The organism is Vagococcus sp. 211 (genome assembly GCF_056322705.1).
In genome coordinates, this window is sequence record NZ_CM150475.1 from 2,113,198 (window position 1) to 2,140,000 (window position 26,803).

The window sequence follows — 26,803 nt, forward strand, 5'->3', positions numbered from 1 at the left end:
AAACGGACAAAACATGGTACTGTTTCATCCGTTCTCTAATAACTAAGATTCATACGTATCTAAATCATACAATTCTTTGAAATATGAATTATTATCTAATAAAATTTGCGGTTTATCATCCATTTTTACCCCGCCATTTTCTAGAAAAACAACGCGATTAGCATGCTTTGTTCCCACTAAATGGTGGGTAATCCACACTACTGTTTTACCTCTCAAAGTATCAAACATTGTGGTTAATAATTGTTTTTCGGTCATTGGGTCCAATCCTATTGTTGGTTCATCAATAATAACAATGGGTGTATCCTGTAACAATATCCTAGCCAGGGCCAATCGTTGTTGTTCCCCGCCAGAGAAACGTTTCCCACTTTCTTCAACTAAGGTTTCTAATCCTTCAGGTAATCTAGCAACCATGTCAGAAAGACCTGCTTTGTCCACAGCTTGTAAAATGTCTTCGTCTGTTGCCTCTAAGTTACCTAAACGAATGTTATTCTTAATGGATGTATTAAACAAATGAGGATGTTGATTTAACACACTAAAAACATCTGACTGTTGATGCTTCATGGTGCTTACATCTTCCCCATTTAATAAAACACGACCTGAATCAGGAGCCAAATCACCTCTAAGTAAATTAGAGAGAGTTGTTTTACCAGTACCACTTTTCCCTAGAATAGCAATGATTTGTCCACTTGGAATCGTTAAAGAAAAGTCTGTTAATATGCTTCTACTTGTTTCTTTGTATTTAAAGTTAATATCCTGAAACACAATCTCTATCCGTTCTGGCACGATTCTTTTTGGTTGTGGCGCTTCGTCTCTAATCATCTCTGGATTTGGTAAATCTGATAAACGTTGAACCGTGTCTTCATACAACGGAAATTCTCGTACAGAATCACTCACAGGAGCAAAAGCGTCAATCAATGGGAAAAAGGCCAAGACAAAAGCGGCAATCCAGTTTAACTGACTCTGCTCACCTGTTGCTCCAAAATAGTTACCCGCCCATACAAACAACGCTAAAACAATTACACCAAACACTAATTGTTTGATTAAACCCTCACCTCGAGTATAACGGTTCATCTTAGCATCTTCGTACCTAACTTTTTCTTCACTCTCATTGTAGTGAGCTAAAAATTCTTGATAGCGGCCACTATATTGCCAATCAGCAACCCCAAGGACAGCATCTGTTAACTCATTATAAAGAACGTGTTGTTGCTCTTTACGACGGTAAATACGCCCTTGATTAATCGCTACTGACATCAGTGGCAATAGAATAAGTAACACACCCATAAACAGCATCATCAGTAAAGCAAAAGGGACAGAAAAGAAGCCTAGAGCAATAATAATGACAATATACAAGAGTGTTGAAATAAACGCTGGGAAAATCGTTCTTAAATATAAATTCTGAATGTGATCAATGTCTTCAGCAAGTAGCCCTAACAGCTTTCCTGTTTGATGCTCTGATTTTGACTGTGCCGCTCGTGTTTCAAGGGATTGGTATAATTTCAAACGAATGTCTGATGTCATCTTTAATACCCAATTATGACTCCCTAGCCGCTCAATATAGCGTAACGTTGGTCTTGCGATACCAAACCCACGAGTCAAGACAATCGGAACGTAGACCATCAATATATTCTCAGGTTTAGTTGCAGATTTACTAATCAAATAACCTGACGTAAACATCAATGCTGACGCTGCAAAAAAAGTTAATAAGCCTAAAAATAAAACAAGAGCTAGTAACCCTTTGTATTTCTTAAAGTAAGGACGCACCCAGTGATCCTCTTTTGAAAGTAATAAATAATTTTTCTTCATATTACTCTCCTTTCAACTCATCAACAAAGCGACTATATGCCCCATTTTGCTTACGCAATTCAGCATAGGTCCCTTGTTCTACAATTTTACCATGTTCCATCACAACAATATAATCCATCTCTTTCATCCAATGCAAACGATGCGTGGCAAAAAAGACTAACCGGTCTTTAAATAATGGTAACATCGTTGCTTTTAGTTCTGCTTCTGTTTCCACATCCAAATGGGCAGTCGGCTCATCAAATAATAGCACACGGCGTTGATCGTCTAAAAAAGCACGAGCAATAGCGACACGTTGAAATTGTCCCCCACTTAGCCTGTAACCAGCTTCACCAATGACTGTGTCCAAACCATCTGGTAATTCTTTTAATACCTCTGTAAGCCCAGCACGTTCCACTGCGAGTAATACCTCAGCCTCTGTTGCCTCTGGTTGATAGAAAGCCACGTTATCTCTTAGTGTTGCATGGAATATGTACGGATCTTGTGGCACATAAAACAATTGATCTTGCCAATTTTTGACACGAAGATTCGACATCTCTTCCCCGTTAACCAGGATACTTTTCTCAGTGGCCTCTAAGAAACCACCTAACAATTTAATCAAAGTAGACTTACCAGAACCCGAAAAACCTACAATCCCAACTTTTTGATAGCCAGATAAGCTAACGTTAAGGGCTTCTAATGTATTGGTTTCTGCTGCGGCATCGTATTTTAATGATGTATTTTTCAATACCAAGGTATCCTCTTCGCTCCAATGTTTACTTAAAGGTAACGCGTCAACAGAGACCATCTCTGGTTGGTCTAATATCGTAAAGATGGATTTCAGCGTATTCCCACCGTCTAAAGTGGCATGGTAATCATTCGAAAAGTCTCGTAACGGTAAAAAGAAATCTGGAGCTAATACTAACACCGTCAATGCTGGCCAAAGGTCCATTTGACCATTCATAAGTTTGAATCCTAAAAAGACTGCTACAATCGCTACTGACAATGTCGTGAAAAAATCCAAAGCAAAGGTTGATAGAATAGCAACTTTAAGCGTGCTCATTGTAGCCTTTCGGTAATCCTCGCTAATGTCATAGACGTTTTTTTCATATTTTTTACTTAATCCTAAAAAGTTAAGCGTTTCTAGACCTCTTAATGAGTCTAAAAAATGATTACTAAGTAATTGATACCCTTCATACTGACGGTCAGCCTTAGCTCTAGCCGCGTATCCTAAAATAATCATAAATAAAATGATAATAGGGAAAACAAGAAATAATATCACGCCTGAACGGATATCTTGCGTTAAGACAAATACTAGGATAACCCAAGGAATTACCATCATGTTAGTTAGTTTCGGTAAAATTAAGGTTAAATAATTCTCAATCTGGCCAACACCTTCAATCGCCATAGTGACCATGTTCCCCGTTCCTTCTTTTTGAACAAAGTTAGGACCTAGACGGAACACTTTATCTAGTAATTCTTTACGTACAATTTGAGACTGCTCGTAAGCATAAGAATCCAATCCCTTGTCTCTAATAAATAACAACACTTGTCTTAAGAAAAAGCATATAAAAAAAAGAGCCATCGTCGGTAGTTGAGACTTAACTGTCTCACCGTTCCATAATGCACTTAATCCTTTAGATAAAAAATAAGCCTGCCCAATAATCAATAAAGCTTGCAGGACACCAAGTCCTGCAAGCCCTATTAAGACTGGCCTAATTTTATCAATACGAAATAAATTCTTATCAATCAAATTAGGTACGTCTCCTTATCTGTCTATTTTGACACGTTTTGAAAACTTAGCATAACTCCAAGATGTATAAGCTAATACGATTGGTAGTAAGATAATCACAACGATTGTCATTACTTTCAATGTATAAGGTGTGCTTGAAGCATTTTCAATTAACAAATGATACTGTGCATCTTTAGCCACCATCACACGTGGGAATAACCCGTTAAATAAGAAGGCTACAATTCCTGCAAAGACTAGTCCTGTAGAAATAAATGAAAAACCTTCCTTATCTTTGTATGATCCATAGGCTCCCATAACAGCAAACACAACAATCAATACTAATAAGATAAGTGATGAGACAAAACGTGCTTCAAAGAAGTCCGTTTGTAAGAAAGCTAAAATAGCAAATGCTACTAACCCAACAAATAAAACAGGGTATAGTTTTTTAGATTGTGCTAACGCACGCTCTCTAATTTTACCGTCTGTTTTAAGACGTAAGTAGTTTAAACCATGTAAGTAACTAAGTAAGGTTACTGCAACACCGCCAACAATAGCGAATAAGTTAATATAATCACCAAAGCTTGCATCCATTACGTTTTTAGTAGCATCTAATGGCATACCACGTACTAAGTCAACGAACATCATCCCTAGGAAGAAGGGTGCTAAAATACTTCCGACAAACAATGTCATTTCCCATACATTACGTTCTTTTGCGTTCTCAGAACTACTTCTGAATTTAAATGATACCCCACGAATAATTAATCCCACTAAAACAAAGAGTAAAAATAAGTAGAAACCACTAAATAGTGACGCGTACCATTCTGGGAATGATGCGAACATCGCTCCACCTGCTGTAATTAACCACACTTGGTTCGTTTCCCATACAGGTCCAATGGTATGAATAATTTGATCTCTTTCACGTTTGTTACGAGCGAGTGTTTTAACTGCAATACCTACACCAAAGTCAAATCCTTCTAAGAAGAAGAAGCCAGTGAATAGTATTCCAATCAAAGCAAACCACACTAATTCTAAAGTACTCAATTAGAACACCTCCTTCGCGAATGGGTCGATTCCCTCTTTACGAGCTTCTGATGCATCCACATAGTAAGGTCCTTTTTTCACAGCACGTTTCGCGAAAACAAACATTACATATCCTAAAAGCAAGAATAGCGCAAAGTAAACAATATTACTAATTAATAAATCGGTCTTAGACACACTTGGTGACACACTGTCTGCAATCGTGAATAGTCCATAAACAGTCCATGGTGCACGACCTAATTCAGTAATTAACCACCCTGTTGTGTTTGAGATGAATGGGAATGCAATCCCAGCAACAAAAATACTTAATGCCCATCTCATTTTTAATAACTTGTCATCTTTAAGTAAGAATAAACCAGCTGCTGCCATTAAAGCCATTAACGTTCCAAAACCTGCCATAAATCGGAAGCCCCAGAACAATGTTTTTACTGGTACATAATAGTCCATATCTTTACCAAACTGTTCATCATGCTGCTTATGTAAATCAGCATTCACTGAGTCCATCCCTTGATACTGATCTTTTCCACCTAAGGCAGTTAAAAGAAACGGTACTGAAATTTCCCAGTCAGTTTTTTTATTTTTAGTATCCACTCCAGCAATTAAATTCCAAGGTGCAGGTGACTCAGTATCATCATAAATACCTTCCATTGCTGCAAACTTCATTGGATGATCTTCTGCTACAGCGATCATTTGTTGGTGTCCAGCACCAATCGTTCCAATTGAACTAATTAAACCAATGATCAAAGCAAATTTCATTGATTTTTTAAAGAATGGTACATCTTCATTACGTAAAATTTTCCAAGCTGATGCCCCTGCGATAACAAATGCTCCTGTTACAAAAGCACCCATAATAACGTGAGGGAATTCATACCATAATTGATGGTTTTTAAGTAGTCCTCCAAAGCTTTCTAATTCAGCTCTGTTAGTTACCCCATTAATTTTATAGGCTACTGGATTTTGCATAAATGCATTAGCTGCTAAAATCCATAATGCTGATAGTGTCGAGCCAATTGCCACTAACCAAATAAATACTGCATGCAGTTTCTTATTAAATTTATCCCATCCAAACATCCATAATCCAATAAATGTTGATTCTAAGAAGAATGCTAATAATGCCTCTACTGCTAAAGGAGCGCCGAAAATATCCCCCATGAAACGAGAATACTCAGACCAGTTCATTCCAAACTGAAACTCTTGAATAATCCCTGTTACAACCCCTACTGCAAAACCTAGTAGAAAAATGTTTCCCCAGAATTTTGCCATGTCTTTGTAAATTTCGTCCTTCTTAACAACATACATTGTTTCCATAATAGCCACTGCAAAAGATAAACCAATTGTCATAGGCACGAAGAAAAAGTGAAATACTGTCGTCATACCGAACTGAAATCTTGCTAACGTTAACAAATCCATGTCATGTCCTCCTTGTTCTTAATCAATTTTTAAACAAATACCATTATACCCTATTAACCTAGGATATTCAAAATTATTTTTAACGATTATTACTTTAAAACCTTTATAAATTAAGGCTTAACGCATGGTAACGAATTCTTCAGATGCTGTTGGATGAATGGCGACGGTTTCATCAAAATCAGCCTTCGTTGCACCCATTTTAATCGCTACAGCAAATCCCTGTAACATCTCGTCCATTCCTAAACCAATTCCGTGAAGTCCAACAATCTTTTCTTCCTTGCCAACACACACCAATTTCATCGAGCACATCTCTTTGTGATCCGTAATGGCGTATTGCATTGGAGTAAATTTAGAACGATATACTTTAACAGTCTCATCGCCATAGTGTGACCTTGCTTCTTCTTCACTGACACCAATCGTACCAATGGTTGGATGTGAGAACACAACCGTTGGGACTAATTTATAATCAAGCTTTAAGTCTGTTTTACCATTAAATAATCGTTCTGAAAGTCTACGTCCAGCAGCAATGGCAACCGGAGTTAAATTGATTTTATCAATCACGTCTCCCACTGCATAAATGCCTGCCTGTGTCGTATTTTGATACTCATCTACCTTAATCGCACCCTGTTCATCGAGTGACACATCGGTTGCCTCTAAACAAATATCTTCAACGAGCGGTTTGCGGCCAATAGCCCAAATAATTTCTTCAACCTCTAAAGTATTCTCATTTTCAAAAGTTAGTTGATAACCAACCTCTGTTTTTTCCACCTTTTTAGGTACAGATAAGGGATGTAAATTCATGCCTTGTTGGCTGTAATTTTCCAATAAAGCCTCTGACAACATCTCATCAAATTCGCGAAGAACACGGTCTTTACGGAATACCAAGTGAGTCTCTGATCCTAATCCATTTAACACACCCGCAATTTCCACTGCAATGTAACCAGCTCCTACTACCGCCACTGATTTAGGTAACGTTGTTAAGTCAAAAAAGCCATTAGAATCGATGCCGTAGTCAGCTCCTGGAATATCAGGGCGAACAATTTTCCCACCTGTGGCAATCAAGATATTAGGTGCTGTATAACGGATATTATTCACTTCCACGACTTGCTTATCCACAAATTTAGCATAACCATTAACAAAACTTACACCATTGCTTGCCAAACCTTTCATATAGAGGCCATGTAATCGATCAATATAAGCTTCTCGTCGGCCCACTAACCCTTCAAAATCAACATCCTCCATAGTTAAATTAAAGCCATATTCTTTTGCTTGATGTAACATAGTCGAACGCATCTCTGCCGCTGACCACATCACTTTTTTAGGAACACATCCCACATTGACACACGTTCCTCCAATATTATTGCCTTCTATTAATAACACTTTTGCTCCATGCATTCCCGCACGGTTAGCAGAGGCAATACCACCACTGCCTCCACCAATAACAATATAATCAAATTGTTCCATATTAGTATGAACTCCTTCTATTCTATTTTCTCTTGCGAATCATGTCTCCTGGCTTAACTGGTGTTGACACTGGCATTTTAACAATCATCATAGCATTAGGCGCCTTCTCGATTGACTCACCGTCTTCATTCCACATCTCTGTAATAACTTGATGACTGTGTGTGAATCCCGGACCATAGAATTCGATATCATCTTGAAGTTTAAAATGATTTCTTTGACGAATAGTTGCTATTTTTGTTGTGTCATCATAAGCCAATACTTCACCAATAAATTTGAACACAGGAATTTTACGGCGTTTACCAAATAACTGTTCTTCATCTGTCGGTGTATGATAATAGAACCCTGTTGATAATTCACGTTGAGCCACTTTCCATAACTCATCAATCCACTCTTGACGACACACATAATTTTCTGGGTCTTCCATGTAACTGTCTACTGCTTTTTTGTACACATTAGACACTGTAGACACATAATGAATGGACTTCATACGTCCTTCTATTTTCAAACTGTCCACACCATTCTTAACCAAATCTGGGATAGATTCAATCATGGACATATCCACAGCGCTCATTGAAAAGGGTTCCGAGACTTCGCCACTATCGGTTAAACTACGACGTTCCTCGCCAAAAGGCATATCGTAAAGGTCATATTTCCAACGGCACGACTGAGAACAGCCCCCACGATTAGCGTCTCTATGAGACATGTGATTAGACAACGTGCAACGACCAGAGTACGAAATACACATAGCTCCGTGTATAAAGGCTTCAATTTCTATGTCTGTGTTCGCTCTAATAGCTGCCACCTCTGCCATAGACACTTCACGGCCTAACACCACACGCTCTAATCCTTCATTTTTCCAAAACTCTAAAGTCTCATAATTAGTAGCAGAAGACTGTGTTGATAAATGAACCGGTAATCCTGGCGCTTCTGTAATACAGATTTCAATTAATGCCGGATCCGAAACAATCACTGCGTTAATACCAATGTCTCGTAATTCTCTAAAGAAGTCGCCTGCTCCTTGCGCGTCAAACTCATGGGTGACCATATTAGCAGCAACATACACTTTAGCTCCATATTCTTTGGCAAATGCCACGCCTTCTGCCATCTCTTCATAAGAGAAATTGCCTGCACGACTACGTAATCCATAGGCATTTCCTCCAATATAAACAGCATCTGCGCCATAACGAATGGCGATTTTTAATTTTTCTAATGTTCCTGCTGGTGCTAATACCTCAGGGCGTTTTAATTGTTGTCTCATGACTAAACTCCTTACTTAATTTCATCTGGATCTAAATGAAAAAATCCAGTATCTAACGAACGATTTTTTGGATGTAAACGACGAATACTTTCTGATAAACGTTGGCCTTCTACCTCTGTCCATCTACCTGTTTCAAGTAATTCTTTAGCTTCGATAAAACAAGCCACAATGGAAACATAGTTATCTCCAGGCGTATAAATCCCATCTAATTTCCAGTGATGTAGGCCAAGAGTATATAATTTATCTAACTCATCCATTAAATTCACATCATCGGTAGCAAATATATGGGTCCCATGCTGATCTTCATAAATTGAATAATGGGTCTCTTCTTCCTTTGGCTCTGCAATAAATAAGTTACGTGCTTTATCCGTTTCTTCGTCACCCTTAACAAAAGAGAAGTAATTTTCTACTAAAGGACGTTTTGACTGATGAATACACGTTGCTCCGTAAACCAGTATCTCACCAAAAATGTCTAAGTTAGGGGCAAGTTCTACTAACTCCAGATAAGGAATCTCCCTTGCAAGCACTGCACCTATCGCGCCTCTTTTTCCCCAAAAATTAATTTGTCGAGAGCTCGTTACCATTGTGGCAGCATCATATATATAAGGCAGATCGTAATTGTCTCGTCTTAATACATGAATCACACCAGGGTCTCCTACAACAATCTCATCTGCCTTTATGCTCGTTAGAAAAGTTAAGTAATCAGGAATATTTGTCATTGTCTCAGGATGCATAATAGCATTCACTGCCACGCGAATCTTTTTCCCCTTTTCATGAGTTAATTGTACTAATTCTTCCAGCTCTTCCCTAGTAAAATGCTTAGGCAAGCGTAGACCAAACGTTGCCTCTCCTACATATAAGTAATCAATGTCTAATTCCAGTAATGCTTTGGCCTGTTCAATTGATTCTGCTGTTGCTGTTATCTCTATCATTTGGGTGACTTCCTTCCATTCATAATCAAAACTATCCTACCACAGGACGCCTACTTTGCCAATGTTATCACAAATAAAAAAGCGTTAGTTATTAAACTAACGCTTCGTTTTATTATGATATTGGAACCACTTTTTGTGAAGTATTCTTCAAATAAATCTTACCCTTAGAGGCTCCCATTGTTACCTGATCTCCAGCTTTAATGTCACCGGATAACAATGCTTCACTCAAACGATCTTCTACTTCTTTTTGTAAAGCACGTCGGATAGGTCTAGCTCCGTATTCAGGATCAAACCCTTCCTTACTAATCACATCAATCGCACCAGGAGTCAATTTGAAATGAATGTTTTGTTCTTTCAATCTCTTAACAATGGATTCACTCATGATTTTAACAATATCATGTAACTCATCTTTCGTTAACGAATGGAACACAATCATCTCGTCTACCCTATTTAAAAACTCAGGTCTAAACGATTTTTTCAACTCTTCTAAAACGCGCGACTTCATCGCTTTATAATTTTCAGACATGTCTAGTACATTAAACCCTACTGTTTTCTCATCCCTAATAGCCGTTGCACCGATATTGCTTGTCATGATAATAATCGTGTTTTTAAAGTCTACCTGACGACCTTTCGCATCTGTTAAATGACCATCATCAAGAGCTTGTAATAAAATATTGAAAACATCTGGATGTGCTTTTTCTACCTCATCAAGTAAGATGACTGAATATGGTTTTTGACGGATTCTCTCGGTTAATTGCCCGCCCTCATCATAGCCTACATAGCCAGGAGGAGAACCTACCAATCGACTTGTACTGTGTTTCTCCATGAATTCAGACATATCTACCCGAATCAAGGCATCCTCAGAGCCAAACATAGCTTCTGCTAATGTCTTAGCTAATTCTGTCTTACCAACACCTGTAGGTCCTAAGAACATAAATGAGCCTATTGGACGGTTAGGATCTTTCAAGCCACTACGAGCACGTCTAATCGCTCTAGAGACTGCTTCTACTGCTTCTTCTTGCCCTACTACTCGTTTATGAAGAATCGCTTCCAATTCAAGTAAACGATCACTCTCTTTTTTCTCTAACTGATCTAAAGGAATACCCGTCCATTGTCCAACAACTTGATTAATGGCTTCTTCTGTTACTTTAACTGTATAATGACCAACCATTTGCTTTTCTTCTTCTACGAGCTTATCAAATTTTTCCATGGCTCGTTGCTCTTTCTTACGCAACTTCGCTGCTTCTGAAAAATCTTGAGCCATAATTGCTGCTTCTTTTTCTTTACGAATGCTCTCAATTTTATTCCCTTGAACGACTAGAGGTGAGACAGTGTTCGCATTTTCTAGGCGCACGCGAGCTGCAGACTCATCAATTAAATCAATCGCTTTATCTGGTAACTGTCGATCCGTAATATAACGTACAGCTAGATTAACCGCTGTTTTTACAGCCTCGTCAGTAATTTCAACAGAATGATGCTCTTCATAACGACCCTTTAAACCTAGTAGAATCGCTTCTGTTTCCTCAGGAGTGGGTTCATCTACCTGAATCTTGGCAAACCTACGCTCTAATGCTGAATCTTTCTCAATATATTTTTGATACTCATCTAACGTCGTTGCACCAATGGTTTGTAACTCACCACGAGCTAAAGCCGGTTTTAAAATGTTAGAAGCATCAATCGCACCTTCCGCTCCACCAGCTCCAATAAGGGTATGTAATTCATCAATAAAGAGTATAACATTACCATCATGATAAATTTCATCAACTAATTTCTTCATTCGATCTTCAAACTCGCCACGATATTTTGTCCCAGCAACAACAGAACCCATATCTAACATCATTAATCGTTTAGATAGCATATCCTTAGGAACAGAGCCTTCTACAATTTTTTGCGCCAGTCCTTCAGCAATAGCTGTCTTACCAACACCAGGCTCACCAACTAAAACAGGATTATTTTTTGTCCGTCTACTTAAAACTTGAATTAATCGTTGAACTTCTTTCTCACGTCCCACTAAAGGGTCTAATTTCCCTGCTTTTGCAGAAGCTGTTAAGTCTCTTGCTAAAGAATCAAGTGTGGGCGTAGGGCCAACAGGTTGGTTCCCTTTACTCATTCCTTTACCTGGTTTAGCTTTGGTATCAACACCTACTTTTTTCAAGGTCATTTTGCGTAAAGTATTTAAATCCACATCTAAATTAATTAAAATTCTCGCAGCAAGAGTATCTATATCTCTCGTTAATACAATTAAAATGTGTTCCGTTCCAATACTCGGAGCACCCAATCTTTTCGCTTCTTCACCAGCAAATGCTAAAATCTGTTTTACTCTTGGTGAATAATCTAATTCCACATTTAGTAAGCTTCTTCTATTACGTGGACCGTACTGAGCAATCTGTTCAACCTCTTCAAATACGTGTTTTTCTGAAACTCCAAGTTCTAATAACACTTTGCCAGCAATTCCTTGACTTTCCTTTACTAATCCTAACAATAAATGCTCTGTTCCCACTAGATCTTGTTTAAAATATTTTGCTCCATCTTGGGCGAATCCTAAGACGTTCAAAGCCTTTTTCGTAAATACATGATTCATCTATTATTCCTCCTACTCATAAGCTAATCGATTTAATAAATCAAACATTAATTCTGCTCTCAACTGATGACTGTTTTCTGTTAATAATAATGATTTACTTGTCAACATCGAACTTATCAATTCTTTTTCTTTTTGTGTTAATAAATTTTCTTGCATCAACTGATCTAAAATGGCAATAGCCTCGCCTTCTGTAAGATTAGAATCTATTCTATCACCTATTTGGTAAAGATAGTCACTATGCTGTAATAAATCAATTTTTACAATTCTGATATAGCCTCCACCGCCACGTTTACTTTCAACTTTATAACCTTTAGGTAAGGTAAATCGTGTATTAATAACATAATTAATTTGGGAAGGAACACAATCAAATAAGTCAGCCATCTCAGAGCGTCTTATTTCAATTTGCTCATGAACCTCTAATATCTCTTTCAAATATTTTTCAATACTATCCGACATATTTCTATTACTCATTTGAACACCACCTTCATTGACTAACTCTGACCTTTATTATACAAAAAAAATCACTATTTATACAGTGATTCGTTTATAAGCTTTATTTTTAAACAAAAATAAAAAGGTAAGGAGAATTCCTTACCTTTTTGTACGTTATACATAGCATGGCGTCGTCCTACTCTCACAAAGGGAAACCCTTCACTACCCTCGGCGCTAAGAAGCTTAACTTCTGTGTTCGACATGGTTACAGGTGTGTCCTTCTTGCCATCGACACCACACTTATTTTATAACTGAGTGATTATTCACTCAAAACTGGATTTGAAGTTATCTTTCAACATAATTGTCCACCGCTTAAATCTTGGTTAAGTCCTCGACCGATTAGTACTAGTCCGCTCCGTACATCACTGCACTTCCACTTCTAGCCTATCTACCTGATCATCTCTCAGGGGTCTTACTTTCTTAAAGAAATGGGAAATCTCATCTTGAGGGGGGCTTCACGCTTAGATGCTTTCAGCGTTTATCCCTTCCACACATAGCTACCCAGCAATGCCCTTGGCAGAACAACTGGTACACCAGAGGTGTGTCCATCCCGGTCCTCTCGTACTAAGGACAGCTCCTCTCAAATTTCCAACGCCCGCGACGGATAGGGACCGAACTGTCTCACGACGTTCTGAACCCAGCTCGCGTGCCGCTTTAATGGGCGAACAGCCCAACCCTTGGGACCGACTACAGCCCCAGGATGCGACGAGCCGACATCGAGGTGCCAAACCTCCCCGTCGATGTGAACTCTTGGGGGAGATAAGCCTGTTATCCCCAGGGTAGCTTTTATCCGTTGAGCGATGGCCCTTCCATGCGGAACCACCGGATCACTAAGCCCGACTTTCGTCCCTGCTCGAGTTGTAGCTCTCGCAGTCAAGCTCCCTTCTGCCTTTGCACTCTACGAATGATTTCCAACCATTCTGAGGGAACCTTTGGGCGCCTCCGTTACTCTTTAGGAGGCGACCGCCCCAGTCAAACTGTCCATCTGACACTGTCTCCCGCCACGATAAGTGGCGCGGGTTAGAATGGTCATAACACAAGGGTAGTATCCCACCATTGCCTCCTTCGAAACTAGCGTTCCGAGCTCTACGGCTCCTACCTATCCTGTACATGTGTCACAAACATTCAATATCAAACTACAGTAAAGCTCCATGGGGTCTTTCCGTCCTGTCGCGGGTAACCTGCATCTTCACAGGTACTAAAATTTCACCGAGTCTCTCGTTGAGACAGTGCCCAAATCGTTACGCCTTTCGTGCGGGTCGGAACTTACCCGACAAGGAATTTCGCTACCTTAGGACCGTTATAGTTACGGCCGCCGTTTACTGGGGCTTCAATTCTGAGCTTCGCTATTGCTAACCCATCCTCTTAACCTTCCAGCACCGGGCAGGCGTCAGCCCCTATACGTCATCTTTCGATTTTGCAGAGACCTGTGTTTTTGATAAACAGTCGCTTGGGCCTATTCACTGCGGCTAAACTTGCGTTTAGCACCCCTTCTCCCGAAGTTACGGGGTCATTTTGCCGAGTTCCTTAACGAGAGTTCTCTCGCTCACCTTAGGATTCTCTCCTCGACTACCTGTGTCGGTTTGCGGTACGGGCCGTTTAATTCTAACTAGAAGATTTTCTTGGCAGTGTGATATCAGGACTTCGGTACTATATTTCCCTACTCATCACAACTTGTCCTTAAAAGTAAAAGCATTTGACTCTTACTAAGACTTGTTGCTTGAACGCACATATCCAACAGTGCGATCCTTTAACCTCCTGCGTCCCTCCATTGTTCAAACAAATCAAACGGGTACAGGAATCTCAACCTGTTGTCCATCGCCTACGCCTGTCGGCCTCAGCTTAGGTCCCGACTAACCCTGGGAGGACGAGCCTTCCCCAGGAAACCTTAGTCATTCGGTGGACAGGATTCTCACCTGTCTTTCGCTACTCATACCGGCATTCTCACTTCTAAGCGCTCCACCAGTCCTCACGATCTGGCTTCAACGCCCTTAGAACGCTCTCCTACCATAGAACCTAATGGTTCTATCCACAGCTTCGGTAATATGTTTAGCCCCGGTACATTTTCGGCGCAAGGGCACTCGACTAGTGAGCTATTACGCACTCTTTAAATGGTGGCTGCTTCTGAGCCAACATCCTAGTTGTTTGTGCACCCTCACATCCTTTTCCACTTAACATATATTTTGGGACCTTAGCTGGTGGTCTGGGCTGTTTCCCTTTCGACAATGGATCTTATCACTCACTGTCTGACTCCCGGATATAAATGAATGGCATTCGGAGTTTATCTGAATTCGGTAACCCTAGATGGGCCCCTAGTCCAAACAGTGCTCTACCTCCATCATTCTTAATTCCGAGGCTAGCCCTAAAGCTATTTCGGAGAGAACCAGCTATCTCCAAGTTCGTTTGGAATTTCTCCGCTACCCACACCTCATCCCCGCACTTTTCAACGTACGTGGGTTCGGTCCTCCAGTGTGTTTTACCACACCTTCAACCTGGACATGGGTAGGTCACATGGTTTCGGGTCTACGACTACATACTAATTCGCCCTATTCAGACTCGCTTTCGCTACGGCTCCGCTTCTTCAGCTTAACCTCGCATGCAATCGTAACTCGCCGGTTCATTCTGCAAAAGGCACGCCATCACCCATTAACGGGCTTTGACTTCTTGTAGGCACACGGTTTCAGGTTCTATTTCACTCCCCTTCCGGGGTGCTTTTCACCTTTCCCTCACGGTACTGGTTCACTATCGGTCACTAGAGAGTATTTAGCCTTGGGAGATGGTCCTCCCGGATTCCGACGGAATTTCTCGTGTTCCGCCGTACTCAGGATACTCATAGGTGTGTTGTCAATTTCGTCTACAGGGCTTTTACCCTCTTCGGCTGACCTTTCCAGGTCGATTCGACTATTCACAACAGCTACCACAGCTGAGTCCTACAACCCCAACAAGCAAGCTTGTTGGTTTGGGCTGTTTCCGTTTCGCTCGCCGCTACTAAGGAAATCGATTTTTCTTTCTCTTCCTGCAGGTACTTAGATGTTTCAGTTCTCTGCGTCTACCTCTAACAAGCTATGTATTCACTTGAAAGTAACATCCTATTAAAGATGCTGGGTTCCCCCATTCGGAAATCTCTGGATCATAGCTTACTTACAGCTCCCCAAAGCATATCGGTGTTAGTCCCGTCCTTCATCGGCTTCTAGTGCCAAGGCATCCACCGTGCGCCCTTATTCACTTAACCTTTTCTAACCTACGGTTAGATTGTATTACTAATTTTTATCAATAGTTAGATAGCGATATCTAATCTATCGACACATTTCACAGTAGTTTTTAAAAAACAACTGTTCAACGCGGTGTTCTCGGTTTATGTTGATGTCTAACTTCAACTATCCAGTTTTCAATGAACAAATCGTTTGAGAGTAGACCTCTCAAAACTGAACAAAGTAAGTAACGGCCAATGTGTTTCCGTAATATTCCTTAGAAAGGAGGTGATCCAGCCGCACCTTCCGATACGGCTACCTTGTTACGACTTCACCCCAATCATCTATCCCACCTTAGGCGGCTGGCTCCCGAAGGTTACCTCACCGACTTTGGGTGTTACAAACTCTCGTGGTGTGACGGGCGGTGTGTACAAGGCCCGGGAACGTATTCACCGTGGCATGCTGATCCACGATTACTAGCGATTCCGGCTTCATGTAGGCGAGTTGCAGCCTACAATCCGAACTGAGAACAGCTTTAAGAGATTAGCTAAACCTCGCGGTCTCGCAACTCATTGTACTGTCCATTGTAGCACGTGTGTAGCCCAGGTCATAAGGGGCATGATGATTTGACGTCATCCCCACCTTCCTCCGGTTTATCACCGGCAGTCTCGCTAGAGTGCCCAACTGAATGATGGCAACTAACAATAAGGGTTGCGCTCGTTGCGGGACTTAACCCAACATCTCACGACACGAGCTGACGACAACCATGCACCACCTGTCACTTTGTCCCCGAAGGGAAAGCTCTATCTCTAGAGTGGTCAAAGGATGTCAAGACCTGGTAAGGTTCTTCGCGTTGCTTCGAATTAAACCACATGCTCCACCGCTTGTGCGGGCCCCCGTCAATTCCTTTGAGTTTCAACCTTGCGGTCGTACTCCCCAGGCGGAGTGCTTAATGCGTTAACTGCAGCACTGAAGGGCGGAAACCCTCCAACACTTAGCACTCATCGTTTACGGCGTGGACTACCAGGGTATCTAATCCTGTTTGCTCCCCACGCTTTCGAGCCTCAGCGTCAGTTACAGACCAGAGAGTCGCCTTCGCCACTGGTGTTCCTCCATATATCTACGCATTTCACCGCTACACATGGAATTCCACTCTCCTCTTCTGCACTCAAGTCTCCCAGTTTCCAATGACCTTCCTCGGTTGAGCCGAGGGCTTTCACATCAGACTTAAAAGACCGCCTGCGCTCGCTTTACGCCCAATAAATCCGGACAACGCTTGCCACCTACGTATTACCGCGGCTGCTGGCACGTAGTTAGCCGTGGCTTTCTGGTTAGATACCGTCAAGGTGGGAACAGTTACTCTCCCACTTGTTCTTCTCTAACAACAGAGTTTTACGATCCGAAAACCTTCTTCACTCACGCGGCGTTGCTCGGTCAGACTTTCGTCCATTGCCGAAGATTCCCTACTGCTGCCTCCCGTAGGAGTCTGGGCCGTGTCTCAGTCCCAGTGTGGCCGATCACCCTCTCAGGTCGGCTATGCATCACGGTCTTGGTAGGCCATTACCCCACCAACTAACTAATGCAGCGCGGGCCCATCCATCAGTGACACCGAAGCGTCTTTTATCATCTTCTCATGCGAGAAAACGAATTATGCGGTATTAGCACCTGTTTCCAAGTGTTATCCCCCTCTGATGGGCAGGTTGCCCACGTGTTACTCACCCGTCCGCCACTCAACTATCTTCGGTGGAGCAAGCTCCGGTGAAAATAGTTGCGTTCGACTTGCATGTATTAGGCACGCCGCCAGCGTTCGTCCTGAGCCAGGATCAAACTCTCAATAAAAGTTATGATAACATCCGAAGATGTTTAGCTCATTTTAAAACTTGCTAGCGATATTTCTTCACTATAATAATTCTGGTTATTTTTACTTTCGTAAAAACACCTACACATTTGGTTCGTCTTACTTTGTTCAGTTTTCAAAGGTCTAAATCAAGTCGCCTTAGCAACTTTTATATTATATCAAGCTATCAACTTATTGTCAATAGAAAGATTGAATATTTTTTGAATATTTGAATATATATTCAAATCGGGAAGACAGGATTCGAACCTGCGACCCCTTGGTCCCAAACCAAGTGCTCTACCAAGCTGAGCTACTTCCCGTAAAAAAATCAAAAAAACGCGCCCAAGAGGAGTCGAACCCCTAACCTTCTGATCCGTAGTCAGACACTCTATCCAATTGAGCTATGGGCGCTATTATTTCTATGCCGAGGACCGGAATCGAACCGGTACGGAGATCACTCTCCGCAGGATTTTAAGTCCTGTGCGTCTGCCAGTTCCGCCACCCCGGCTGGAACTAAAAAAAGCGGAAGACGGGGTTCGAACCCGCGACCCCCACCTTGGCAAGGTGGTGTTCTACCACTGAACTACTTCCGCTTAAAGCGATGCCGGCTAAAGGAGTTGAACCCTCGACCCTCTGATTACAAATCAGATGCTCTACCAACTGAGCTAAGCCGGCGTAGTTTTATTCAATCACCTTTTGGTGATATTATAATGACCCGTACTGGGCTCGAACCAGTGACCCTCTGATTAAAAGTCAGATGCTCTACCAACTGAGCTAACGAGTCTAAATAAAGTGGAGGTTAACGGGATCGAACCGCTGACCCCCTGCTTGTAAGGCAGGTGCTCTCCCAGCTGAGCTAAACCTCCATTATATAAGTTATAAATAGCATGGCGTCGTCCTACTCTCACAAAGGGAAACCCTTCACTACCCTCGGCGCTAAGAAGCTTAACTTCTGTGTTCGACATGGTTACAGGTGTGTCCTTCTTGCCATCGACACCACACTTATTTTATAACTGAGTGATTATTCACTCAAAACTGGATTTGAAGTTATCTTTCAACATAATTGTCCACCGCTTAAATCTTGGTTAAGTCCTCGACCGATTAGTACTAGTCCGCTCCGTACATCACTGCACTTCCACTTCTAGCCTATCTACCTGATCATCTCTCAGGGGTCTTACTTTCTTAAAGAAATGGGAAATCTCATCTTGAGGGGGGCTTCACGCTTAGATGCTTTCAGCGTTTATCCCTTCCACACATAGCTACCCAGCAATGCCCTTGGCAGAACAACTGGTACACCAGAGGTGTGTCCATCCCGGTCCTCTCGTACTAAGGACAGCTCCTCTCAAATTTCCAACGCCCGCGACGGATAGGGACCGAACTGTCTCACGACGTTCTGAACCCAGCTCGCGTGCCGCTTTAATGGGCGAACAGCCCAACCCTTGGGACCGACTACAGCCCCAGGATGCGACGAGCCGACATCGAGGTGCCAAACCTCCCCGTCGATGTGAACTCTTGGGGGAGATAAGCCTGTTATCCCCAGGGTAGCTTTTATCCGTTGAGCGATGGCCCTTCCATGCGGAACCACCGGATCACTAAGCCCGACTTTCGTCCCTGCTCGAGTTGTAGCTCTCGCAGTCAAGCTCCCTTCTGCCTTTGCACTCTACGAATGATTTCCAACCATTCTGAGGGAACCTTTGGGCGCCTCCGTTACTCTTTAGGAGGCGACCGCCCCAGTCAAACTGTCCATCTGACACTGTCTCCCGCCACGATAAGTGGCGCGGGTTAGAATGGTCATAACACAAGGGTAGTATCCCACCATTGCCTCCTTCGAAACTAGCGTTCCGAGCTCTACGGCTCCTACCTATCCTGTACATGTGTCACAAACATTCAATATCAAACTACAGTAAAGCTCCATGGGGTCTTTCCGTCCTGTCGCGGGTAACCTGCATCTTCACAGGTACTAAAATTTCACCGAGTCTCTCGTTGAGACAGTGCCCAAATCGTTACGCCTTTCGTGCGGGTCGGAACTTACCCGACAAGGAATTTCGCTACCTTAGGACCGTTATAGTTACGGCCGCCGTTTACTGGGGCTTCAATTCTGAGCTTCGCTATTGCTAACCCATCCTCTTAACCTTCCAGCACCGGGCAGGCGTCAGCCCCTATACGTCATCTTTCGATTTTGCAGAGACCTGTGTTTTTGATAAACAGTCGCTTGGGCCTATTCACTGCGGCTAAACTTGCGTTTAGCACCCCTTCTCCCGAAGTTACGGGGTCATTTTGCCGAGTTCCTTAACGAGAGTTCTCTCGCTCACCTTAGGATTCTCTCCTCGACTACCTGTGTCGGTTTGCGGTACGGGCCGTTTAATTCTAACTAGAAGATTTTCTTGGCAGTGTGATATCAGGACTTCGGTACTATATTTCCCTACTCATCACAACTTGTCCTTAAAAGTAAAAGCATTTGACTCTTACTAAGACTTGTTGCTTGAACGCACATATCCAACAGTGCGATCCTTTAACCTCCTGCGTCCCTCCATTGTTCAAACAAATCAAACGGGTACAGGAATCTCAACCTGTTGTCCATCGCCTACGCCTGTCGGCCTCAGCTTAGGTCCCGACTAACCCTGGGAGGACGAGCCTTCCCCAGGAAACCTTAGTCATTCGGTGGACAGGATTCTCACCTGTCTTTCGCTACTCATACCGGCATTCTCACTTCTAAGCGCTCCACCAGTCCTCACGATCTGGCTTCAACGCCCTTAGAACGCTCTCCTACCATAGAACCTAATGGTTCTATCCACAGCTTCGGTAATATGTTTAGCCCCGGTACATTTTCGGCGCAAGGGCACTCGACTAGTGAGCTATTACGCACTCTTTAAATGGTGGCTGCTTCTGAGCCAACATCCTAGTTGTTTGTGCACCCTCACATCCTTTTCCACTTAACATATATTTTGGGACCTTAGCTGGTGGTCTGGGCTGTTTCCCTTTCGACAATGGATCTTATCACTCACTGTCTGACTCCCGGATATAAATGAATGGCATTCGGAGTTTATCTGAATTCGGTAACCCTAGATGGGCCCCTAGTCCAAACAGTGCTCTACCTCCATCATTCTTAATTCCGAGGCTAGCCCTAAAGCTATTTCGGAGAGAACCAGCTATCTCCAAGTTCGTTTGGAATTTCTCCGCTACCCACACCTCATCCCCGCACTTTTCAACGTACGTGGGTTCGGTCCTCCAGTGTGTTTTACCACACCTTCAACCTGGACATGGGTAGGTCACATGGTTTCGGGTCTACGACTACATACTAATTCGCCCTATTCAGACTCGCTTTCGCTACGGCTCCGCTTCTTCAGCTTAACCTCGCATGCAATCGTAACTCGCCGGTTCATTCTGCAAAAGGCACGCCATCACCCATTAACGGGCTTTGACTTCTTGTAGGCACACGGTTTCAGGTTCTATTTCACTCCCCTTCCGGGGTGCTTTTCACCTTTCCCTCACGGTACTGGTTCACTATCGGTCACTAGAGAGTATTTAGCCTTGGGAGATGGTCCTCCCGGATTCCGACGGAATTTCTCGTGTTCCGCCGTACTCAGGATACTCATAGGTGTGTTGTCAATTTCGTCTACAGGGCTTTTACCCTCTTCGGCTGACCTTTCCAGGTCGATTCGACTATTCACAACAGCTACCACAGCTGAGTCCTACAACCCCAACAAGCAAGCTTGTTGGTTTGGGCTGTTTCCGTTTCGCTCGCCGCTACTAAGGAAATCGATTTTTCTTTCTCTTCCTGCAGGTACTTAGATGTTTCAGTTCTCTGCGTCTACCTCTAACAAGCTATGTATTCACTTGAAAGTAACATCCTATTAAAGATGCTGGGTTCCCCCATTCGGAAATCTCTGGATCATAGCTTACTTACAGCTCCCCAAAGCATATCGGTGTTAGTCCCGTCCTTCATCGGCTTCTAGTGCCAAGGCATCCACCGTGCGCCCTTATTCACTTAACCTTTTCTAACCTACGGTTAGATTGTATTACTAATTTTTATCAATAGTTAGATAGCGATATCTAATCTATCGACACATTTCACAGTAGTTTTTAAAAAACAACTGTTCAACGCGGTGTTCTCGGTTTATGTTGATGTCTAACTTCAACTATCCAGTTTTCAATGAACAAATCGTTTGAGAGTAGACCTCTCAAAACTGAACAAAGTAAGTAACGGCCAATGTGTTTCCGTAATATTCCTTAGAAAGGAGGTGATCCAGCCGCACCTTCCGATACGGCTACCTTGTTACGACTTCACCCCAATCATCTATCCCACCTTAGGCGGCTGGCTCCCGAAGGTTACCTCACCGACTTTGGGTGTTACAAACTCTCGTGGTGTGACGGGCGGTGTGTACAAGGCCCGGGAACGTATTCACCGTGGCATGCTGATCCACGATTACTAGCGATTCCGGCTTCATGTAGGCGAGTTGCAGCCTACAATCCGAACTGAGAACAGCTTTAAGAGATTAGCTAAACCTCGCGGTCTCGCAACTCATTGTACTGTCCATTGTAGCACGTGTGTAGCCCAGGTCATAAGGGGCATGATGATTTGACGTCATCCCCACCTTCCTCCGGTTTATCACCGGCAGTCTCGCTAGAGTGCCCAACTGAATGATGGCAACTAACAATAAGGGTTGCGCTCGTTGCGGGACTTAACCCAACATCTCACGACACGAGCTGACGACAACCATGCACCACCTGTCACTTTGTCCCCGAAGGGAAAGCTCTATCTCTAGAGTGGTCAAAGGATGTCAAGACCTGGTAAGGTTCTTCGCGTTGCTTCGAATTAAACCACATGCTCCACCGCTTGTGCGGGCCCCCGTCAATTCCTTTGAGTTTCAACCTTGCGGTCGTACTCCCCAGGCGGAGTGCTTAATGCGTTAACTGCAGCACTGAAGGGCGGAAACCCTCCAACACTTAGCACTCATCGTTTACGGCGTGGACTACCAGGGTATCTAATCCTGTTTGCTCCCCACGCTTTCGAGCCTCAGCGTCAGTTACAGACCAGAGAGTCGCCTTCGCCACTGGTGTTCCTCCATATATCTACGCATTTCACCGCTACACATGGAATTCCACTCTCCTCTTCTGCACTCAAGTCTCCCAGTTTCCAATGACCTTCCTCGGTTGAGCCGAGGGCTTTCACATCAGACTTAAAAGACCGCCTGCGCTCGCTTTACGCCCAATAAATCCGGACAACGCTTGCCACCTACGTATTACCGCGGCTGCTGGCACGTAGTTAGCCGTGGCTTTCTGGTTAGATACCGTCAAGGTGGGAACAGTTACTCTCCCACTTGTTCTTCTCTAACAACAGAGTTTTACGATCCGAAAACCTTCTTCACTCACGCGGCGTTGCTCGGTCAGACTTTCGTCCATTGCCGAAGATTCCCTACTGCTGCCTCCCGTAGGAGTCTGGGCCGTGTCTCAGTCCCAGTGTGGCCGATCACCCTCTCAGGTCGGCTATGCATCACGGTCTTGGTAGGCCATTACCCCACCAACTAACTAATGCAGCGCGGGCCCATCCATCAGTGACACCGAAGCGTCTTTTATCATCTTCTCATGCGAGAAAACGAATTATGCGGTATTAGCACCTGTTTCCAAGTGTTATCCCCCTCTGATGGGCAGGTTGCCCACGTGTTACTCACCCGTCCGCCACTCAACTATCTTCGGTGGAGCAAGCTCCGGTGAAAATAGTTGCGTTCGACTTGCATGTATTAGGCACGCCGCCAGCGTTCGTCCTGAGCCAGGATCAAACTCTCAATAAAAGTTATGATAACATCCGAAGATGTTTAGCTCATTTTAAAACTTGCTAGCGATATTTCTTCACTATAATAATTCTGGTTATTTTTACTTTCGTAAAAACACCTACACATTTGGTTCGTCTTACTTTGTTCAGTTTTCAAAGGTCTAAATCAAGTCGCCTTAGCAACTTTTATATTATATCAAGCTATCAACTTATTGTCAATAGAAAGATTGAATATTTTTTGAATATTTGAATATATATTCAAATCGGGAAGACAGGATTCGAACCTGCGACCCCTTGGTCCCAAACCAAGTGCTCTACCAAGCTGAGCTACTTCCCGTAAAAAAATCAAAAAAACGCGCCCAAGAGGAGTCGAACCCCTAACCTTCTGATCCGTAGTCAGACACTCTATCCAATTGAGCTATGGGCGCTATTATTTCTATGCCGAGGACCGGAATCGAACCGGTACGGAGATCACTCTCCGCAGGATTTTAAGTCCTGTGCGTCTGCCAGTTCCGCCACCCCGGCTGGAACTAAAAAAAGCGGAAGACGGGGTTCGAACCCGCGACCCCCACCTTGGCAAGGTGGTGTTCTACCACTGAACTACTTCCGCTTAAAGCGATGCCGGCTAAAGGAGTTGAACCCTCGACCCTCTGATTACAAATCAGATGCTCTACCAACTGAGCTAAGCCGGCGTAGTTTTATTCAATCACCTTTTGGTGATATTATAATGACCCGTACTGGGCTCGAACCAGTGACCCTCTGATTAAAAGTCAGATGCTCTACCAACTGAGCTAACGAGTCTAAATAAAGTGGAGGTTAACGGGATCGAACCGCTGACCCCCTGCTTGTAAGGCAGGTGCTCTCCCAGCTGAGCTAAACCTCCATTATATAAGTTATAAATAGCATGGCGTCGTCCTACTCTCACAAAGGGAAACCCTTCACTACCCTCGGCGCTAAGAAGCTTAACTTCTGTGTTCGACATGGTTACAGGTGTGTCCTTCTTGCCATCGACACCACACTTATTTTATAACTGAGTGATTATTCACTCAAAACTGGATTTGAAGTTATCTTTCAACATAATTGTCCACCGCTTAAATCTTGGTTAAGTCCTCGACCGATTAGTACTAGTCCGCTCCGTACATCACTGCACTTCCACTTCTAGCCTATCTACCTGATCATCTCTCAGGGGTCTTACTTTCTTAAAGAAATGGGAAATCTCATCTTGAGGGGGGCTTCACGCTTAGATGCTTTCAGCGTTTATCCCTTCCACACATAGCTACCCAGCAATGCCCTTGGCAGAACAACTGGTACACCAGAGGTGTGTCCATCCCGGTCCTCTCGTACTAAGGACAGCTCCTCTCAAATTTCCAACGCCCGCGACGGATAGGGACCGAACTGTCTCACGACGTTCTGAACCCAGCTCGCGTGCCGCTTTAATGGGCGAACAGCCCAACCCTTGGGACCGACTACAGCCCCAGGATGCGACGAGCCGACATCGAGGTGCCAAACCTCCCCGTCGATGTGAACTCTTGGGGGAGATAAGCCTGTTATCCCCAGGGTAGCTTTTATCCGTTGAGCGATGGCCCTTCCATGCGGAACCACCGGATCACTAAGCCCGACTTTCGTCCCTGCTCGAGTTGTAGCTCTCGCAGTCAAGCTCCCTTCTGCCTTTGCACTCTACGAATGATTTCCAACCATTCTGAGGGAACCTTTGGGCGCCTCCGTTACTCTTTAGGAGGCGACCGCCCCAGTCAAACTGTCCATCTGACACTGTCTCCCGCCACGATAAGTGGCGCGGGTTAGAATGGTCATAACACAAGGGTAGTATCCCACCATTGCCTCCTTCGAAACTAGCGTTCCGAGCTCTACGGCTCCTACCTATCCTGTACATGTGTCACAAACATTCAATATCAAACTACAGTAAAGCTCCATGGGGTCTTTCCGTCCTGTCGCGGGTAACCTGCATCTTCACAGGTACTAAAATTTCACCGAGTCTCTCGTTGAGACAGTGCCCAAATCGTTACGCCTTTCGTGCGGGTCGGAACTTACCCGACAAGGAATTTCGCTACCTTAGGACCGTTATAGTTACGGCCGCCGTTTACTGGGGCTTCAATTCTGAGCTTCGCTATTGCTAACCCATCCTCTTAACCTTCCAGCACCGGGCAGGCGTCAGCCCCTATACGTCATCTTTCGATTTTGCAGAGACCTGTGTTTTTGATAAACAGTCGCTTGGGCCTATTCACTGCGGCTAAACTTGCGTTTAGCACCCCTTCTCCCGAAGTTACGGGGTCATTTTGCCGAGTTCCTTAACGAGAGTTCTCTCGCTCACCTTAGGATTCTCTCCTCGACTACCTGTGTCGGTTTGCGGTACGGGCCGTTTAATTCTAACTAGAAGATTTTCTTGGCAGTGTGATATCAGGACTTCGGTACTATATTTCCCTACTCATCACAACTTGTCCTTAAAAGTAAAAGCATTTGACTCTTACTAAGACTTGTTGCTTGAACGCACATATCCAACAGTGCGATCCTTTAACCTCCTGCGTCCCTCCATTGTTCAAACAAATCAAACGGGTACAGGAATCTCAACCTGTTGTCCATCGCCTACGCCTGTCGGCCTCAGCTTAGGTCCCGACTAACCCTGGGAGGACGAGCCTTCCCCAGGAAACCTTAGTCATTCGGTGGACAGGATTCTCACCTGTCTTTCGCTACTCATACCGGCATTCTCACTTCTAAGCGCTCCACCAGTCCTCACGATCTGGCTTCAACGCCCTTAGAACGCTCTCCTACCATAGAACCTAATGGTTCTATCCACAGCTTCGGTAATATGTTTAGCCCCGGTACATTTTCGGCGCAAGGGCACTCGACTAGTGAGCTATTACGCACTCTTTAAATGGTGGCTGCTTCTGAGCCAACATCCTAGTTGTTTGTGCACCCTCACATCCTTTTCCACTTAACATATATTTTGGGACCTTAGCTGGTGGTCTGGGCTGTTTCCCTTTCGACAATGGATCTTATCACTCACTGTCTGACTCCCGGATATAAATGAATGGCATTCGGAGTTTATCTGAATTCGGTAACCCTAGATGGGCCCCTAGTCCAAACAGTGCTCTACCTCCATCATTCTTAATTCCGAGGCTAGCCCTAAAGCTATTTCGGAGAGAACCAGCTATCTCCAAGTTCGTTTGGAATTTCTCCGCTACCCACACCTCATCCCCGCACTTTTCAACGTACGTGGGTTCGGTCCTCCAGTGTGTTTTACCACACCTTCAACCTGGACATGGGTAGGTCACATGGTTTCGGGTCTACGACTACATAC

Annotated in this window: 9 protein-coding genes, 14 tRNA genes and 8 rRNA genes (1 of these 31 cut by a window edge); all 31 read right to left on the reverse strand. The window is 43.6% G+C overall.

What is annotated here, in order from left to right; genetic code table 11:
* Nucleotides 1-42: 42 nt before the first annotated feature.
* On the reverse strand, nucleotides 43-1,803 hold the full coding sequence (gene cydC, locus ACVWM0_RS10090; RefSeq protein WP_476472517.1) for a thiol reductant ABC exporter subunit CydC: 1,761 nt from the start codon (nucleotides 1,801-1,803) through the stop codon (nucleotides 43-45).
* Between the two features lies 1 nt (nucleotide 1,804).
* Nucleotides 1,805-3,532, reverse strand: a complete 1,728-nt coding sequence (gene cydD / locus ACVWM0_RS10095) for a thiol reductant ABC exporter subunit CydD (RefSeq protein WP_476472518.1) — start codon at nucleotides 3,530-3,532, stop codon at nucleotides 1,805-1,807.
* 15 nt (nucleotides 3,533-3,547) lie between these two features.
* Nucleotides 3,548-4,552 carry a cytochrome d ubiquinol oxidase subunit II gene (gene cydB, locus ACVWM0_RS10100; RefSeq protein ID WP_476472519.1) on the reverse strand — a complete coding sequence of 335 codons (1,005 nt, stop codon included), beginning with the start codon at nucleotides 4,550-4,552 and terminating at the stop codon, nucleotides 3,548-3,550.
* Nucleotides 4,553-5,959 (reverse strand): cytochrome ubiquinol oxidase subunit I, encoded by a 1,407-nt coding sequence (locus ACVWM0_RS10105; protein ID WP_476472520.1) that lies wholly within the window; start codon nucleotides 5,957-5,959, stop codon nucleotides 4,553-4,555.
* A gap of 117 nt (nucleotides 5,960-6,076) precedes the next feature.
* Nucleotides 6,077-7,423, reverse strand: a complete 1,347-nt coding sequence (gor, locus tag ACVWM0_RS10110) for a glutathione-disulfide reductase (RefSeq protein WP_476472521.1) — start codon at nucleotides 7,421-7,423, stop codon at nucleotides 6,077-6,079.
* A 22-nt stretch (nucleotides 7,424-7,445) separates the two neighbouring features.
* Nucleotides 7,446-8,681, reverse strand: coding sequence for a peptidase U32 family protein (locus ACVWM0_RS10115; RefSeq protein ID WP_476472522.1), 1,236 nt, complete (start codon nucleotides 8,679-8,681; stop codon nucleotides 7,446-7,448).
* A gap of 11 nt (nucleotides 8,682-8,692) precedes the next feature.
* On the reverse strand, nucleotides 8,693-9,613 hold the full coding sequence (locus tag ACVWM0_RS10120) for a peptidase U32 family protein (RefSeq protein WP_476472523.1): 921 nt from the start codon (nucleotides 9,611-9,613) through the stop codon (nucleotides 8,693-8,695).
* A gap of 112 nt (nucleotides 9,614-9,725) precedes the next feature.
* Entirely contained in the window at nucleotides 9,726-12,194 is a 2,469-nt protein-coding gene (locus tag ACVWM0_RS10125; RefSeq protein ID WP_476472524.1) for an ATP-dependent Clp protease ATP-binding subunit, read from the reverse strand.
* 12 nt (nucleotides 12,195-12,206) lie between these two features.
* Nucleotides 12,207-12,665: a CtsR family transcriptional regulator gene (locus ACVWM0_RS10130; protein ID WP_476472525.1), complete on the reverse strand. Its 459-nt coding sequence runs from the start codon at nucleotides 12,663-12,665 to the stop codon at nucleotides 12,207-12,209.
* Between the two features lie 144 nt (nucleotides 12,666-12,809).
* Nucleotides 12,810-12,925 (reverse strand): 5S ribosomal RNA (rrf, locus tag ACVWM0_RS10135).
* 80 nt (nucleotides 12,926-13,005) lie between these two features.
* Nucleotides 13,006-15,918 (reverse strand): 23S ribosomal RNA (locus ACVWM0_RS10140).
* A 240-nt stretch (nucleotides 15,919-16,158) separates the two neighbouring features.
* Nucleotides 16,159-17,716 (reverse strand): 16S ribosomal RNA (locus ACVWM0_RS10145).
* A 244-nt stretch (nucleotides 17,717-17,960) separates the two neighbouring features.
* Nucleotides 17,961-18,034 (reverse strand) — tRNA-Pro (locus ACVWM0_RS10150).
* Nucleotides 18,035-18,051: 17 nt separating this feature from the next.
* Nucleotides 18,052-18,125 (reverse strand) — tRNA-Arg (locus ACVWM0_RS10155).
* Nucleotides 18,126-18,136: 11 nt separating this feature from the next.
* A tRNA-Leu gene (locus ACVWM0_RS10160) sits at nucleotides 18,137-18,222 on the reverse strand.
* Nucleotides 18,223-18,235: 13 nt separating this feature from the next.
* Nucleotides 18,236-18,307, reverse strand: a tRNA-Gly gene (locus ACVWM0_RS10165).
* A 9-nt stretch (nucleotides 18,308-18,316) separates the two neighbouring features.
* A tRNA-Thr gene (locus ACVWM0_RS10170) sits at nucleotides 18,317-18,389 on the reverse strand.
* A gap of 36 nt (nucleotides 18,390-18,425) precedes the next feature.
* Nucleotides 18,426-18,498: transfer RNA gene (locus ACVWM0_RS10175), tRNA-Lys, on the reverse strand.
* Nucleotides 18,499-18,507: 9 nt separating this feature from the next.
* Nucleotides 18,508-18,580: transfer RNA gene (locus ACVWM0_RS10180), tRNA-Val, on the reverse strand.
* 19 nt (nucleotides 18,581-18,599) lie between these two features.
* Nucleotides 18,600-18,715, reverse strand: a 5S ribosomal RNA gene (gene rrf / locus ACVWM0_RS10185).
* Nucleotides 18,716-18,795: 80 nt separating this feature from the next.
* Nucleotides 18,796-21,708 (reverse strand): 23S ribosomal RNA (locus tag ACVWM0_RS10190).
* A gap of 240 nt (nucleotides 21,709-21,948) precedes the next feature.
* Nucleotides 21,949-23,506: ribosomal RNA gene (locus ACVWM0_RS10195) — 16S ribosomal RNA — on the reverse strand.
* Nucleotides 23,507-23,750: 244 nt separating this feature from the next.
* A tRNA-Pro gene (locus ACVWM0_RS10200) sits at nucleotides 23,751-23,824 on the reverse strand.
* Between the two features lie 17 nt (nucleotides 23,825-23,841).
* A tRNA-Arg gene (locus ACVWM0_RS10205) sits at nucleotides 23,842-23,915 on the reverse strand.
* 11 nt (nucleotides 23,916-23,926) lie between these two features.
* Nucleotides 23,927-24,012, reverse strand: a tRNA-Leu gene (locus ACVWM0_RS10210).
* Nucleotides 24,013-24,025: 13 nt separating this feature from the next.
* Nucleotides 24,026-24,097: transfer RNA gene (locus ACVWM0_RS10215), tRNA-Gly, on the reverse strand.
* 9 nt (nucleotides 24,098-24,106) lie between these two features.
* Nucleotides 24,107-24,179: transfer RNA gene (locus ACVWM0_RS10220), tRNA-Thr, on the reverse strand.
* Between the two features lie 36 nt (nucleotides 24,180-24,215).
* Nucleotides 24,216-24,288, reverse strand: a tRNA-Lys gene (locus ACVWM0_RS10225).
* Between the two features lie 9 nt (nucleotides 24,289-24,297).
* A tRNA-Val gene (locus ACVWM0_RS10230) sits at nucleotides 24,298-24,370 on the reverse strand.
* Between the two features lie 19 nt (nucleotides 24,371-24,389).
* Nucleotides 24,390-24,505 (reverse strand): 5S ribosomal RNA (rrf, locus tag ACVWM0_RS10235).
* 80 nt (nucleotides 24,506-24,585) lie between these two features.
* Nucleotides 24,586-26,803 (reverse strand): 23S ribosomal RNA (locus ACVWM0_RS10240); it runs 695 nt beyond the window's last position.
* Together the 16S, 23S and 5S rRNA genes with 14 tRNA genes alongside form the textbook arrangement of a ribosomal RNA operon.

Bases quoted from the DNA above. Each gene is read 5' to 3' on its own strand.
- ACVWM0_RS10105 (WP_476472520.1), bottom strand. From the start codon at position 5,959: ATGGATTTGTTAACGTTAGCAAGATTTCAGTTCGGTATGACGACAGTA.
- ACVWM0_RS10130 (WP_476472525.1), bottom strand. From the start codon at position 12,665: ATGAGTAATAGAAATATGTCGGATAGTATTGAAAAATATTTGAAAGAG.
- ACVWM0_RS10125 (WP_476472524.1), bottom strand. From the start codon at position 12,194: ATGAATCATGTATTTACGAAAAAGGCTTTGAACGTCTTAGGATTCGCC.
- ACVWM0_RS10115 (WP_476472522.1), bottom strand. From the start codon at position 8,681: ATGAGACAACAATTAAAACGCCCTGAGGTATTAGCACCAGCAGGAACA.
- gor (WP_476472521.1), bottom strand. From the start codon at position 7,423: ATGGAACAATTTGATTATATTGTTATTGGTGGAGGCAGTGGTGGTATT.
- ACVWM0_RS10120 (WP_476472523.1), bottom strand. From the start codon at position 9,613: ATGATAGAGATAACAGCAACAGCAGAATCAATTGAACAGGCCAAAGCA.
- cydC (WP_476472517.1), bottom strand. From the start codon at position 1,803: ATGAAGAAAAATTATTTATTACTTTCAAAAGAGGATCACTGGGTGCGT.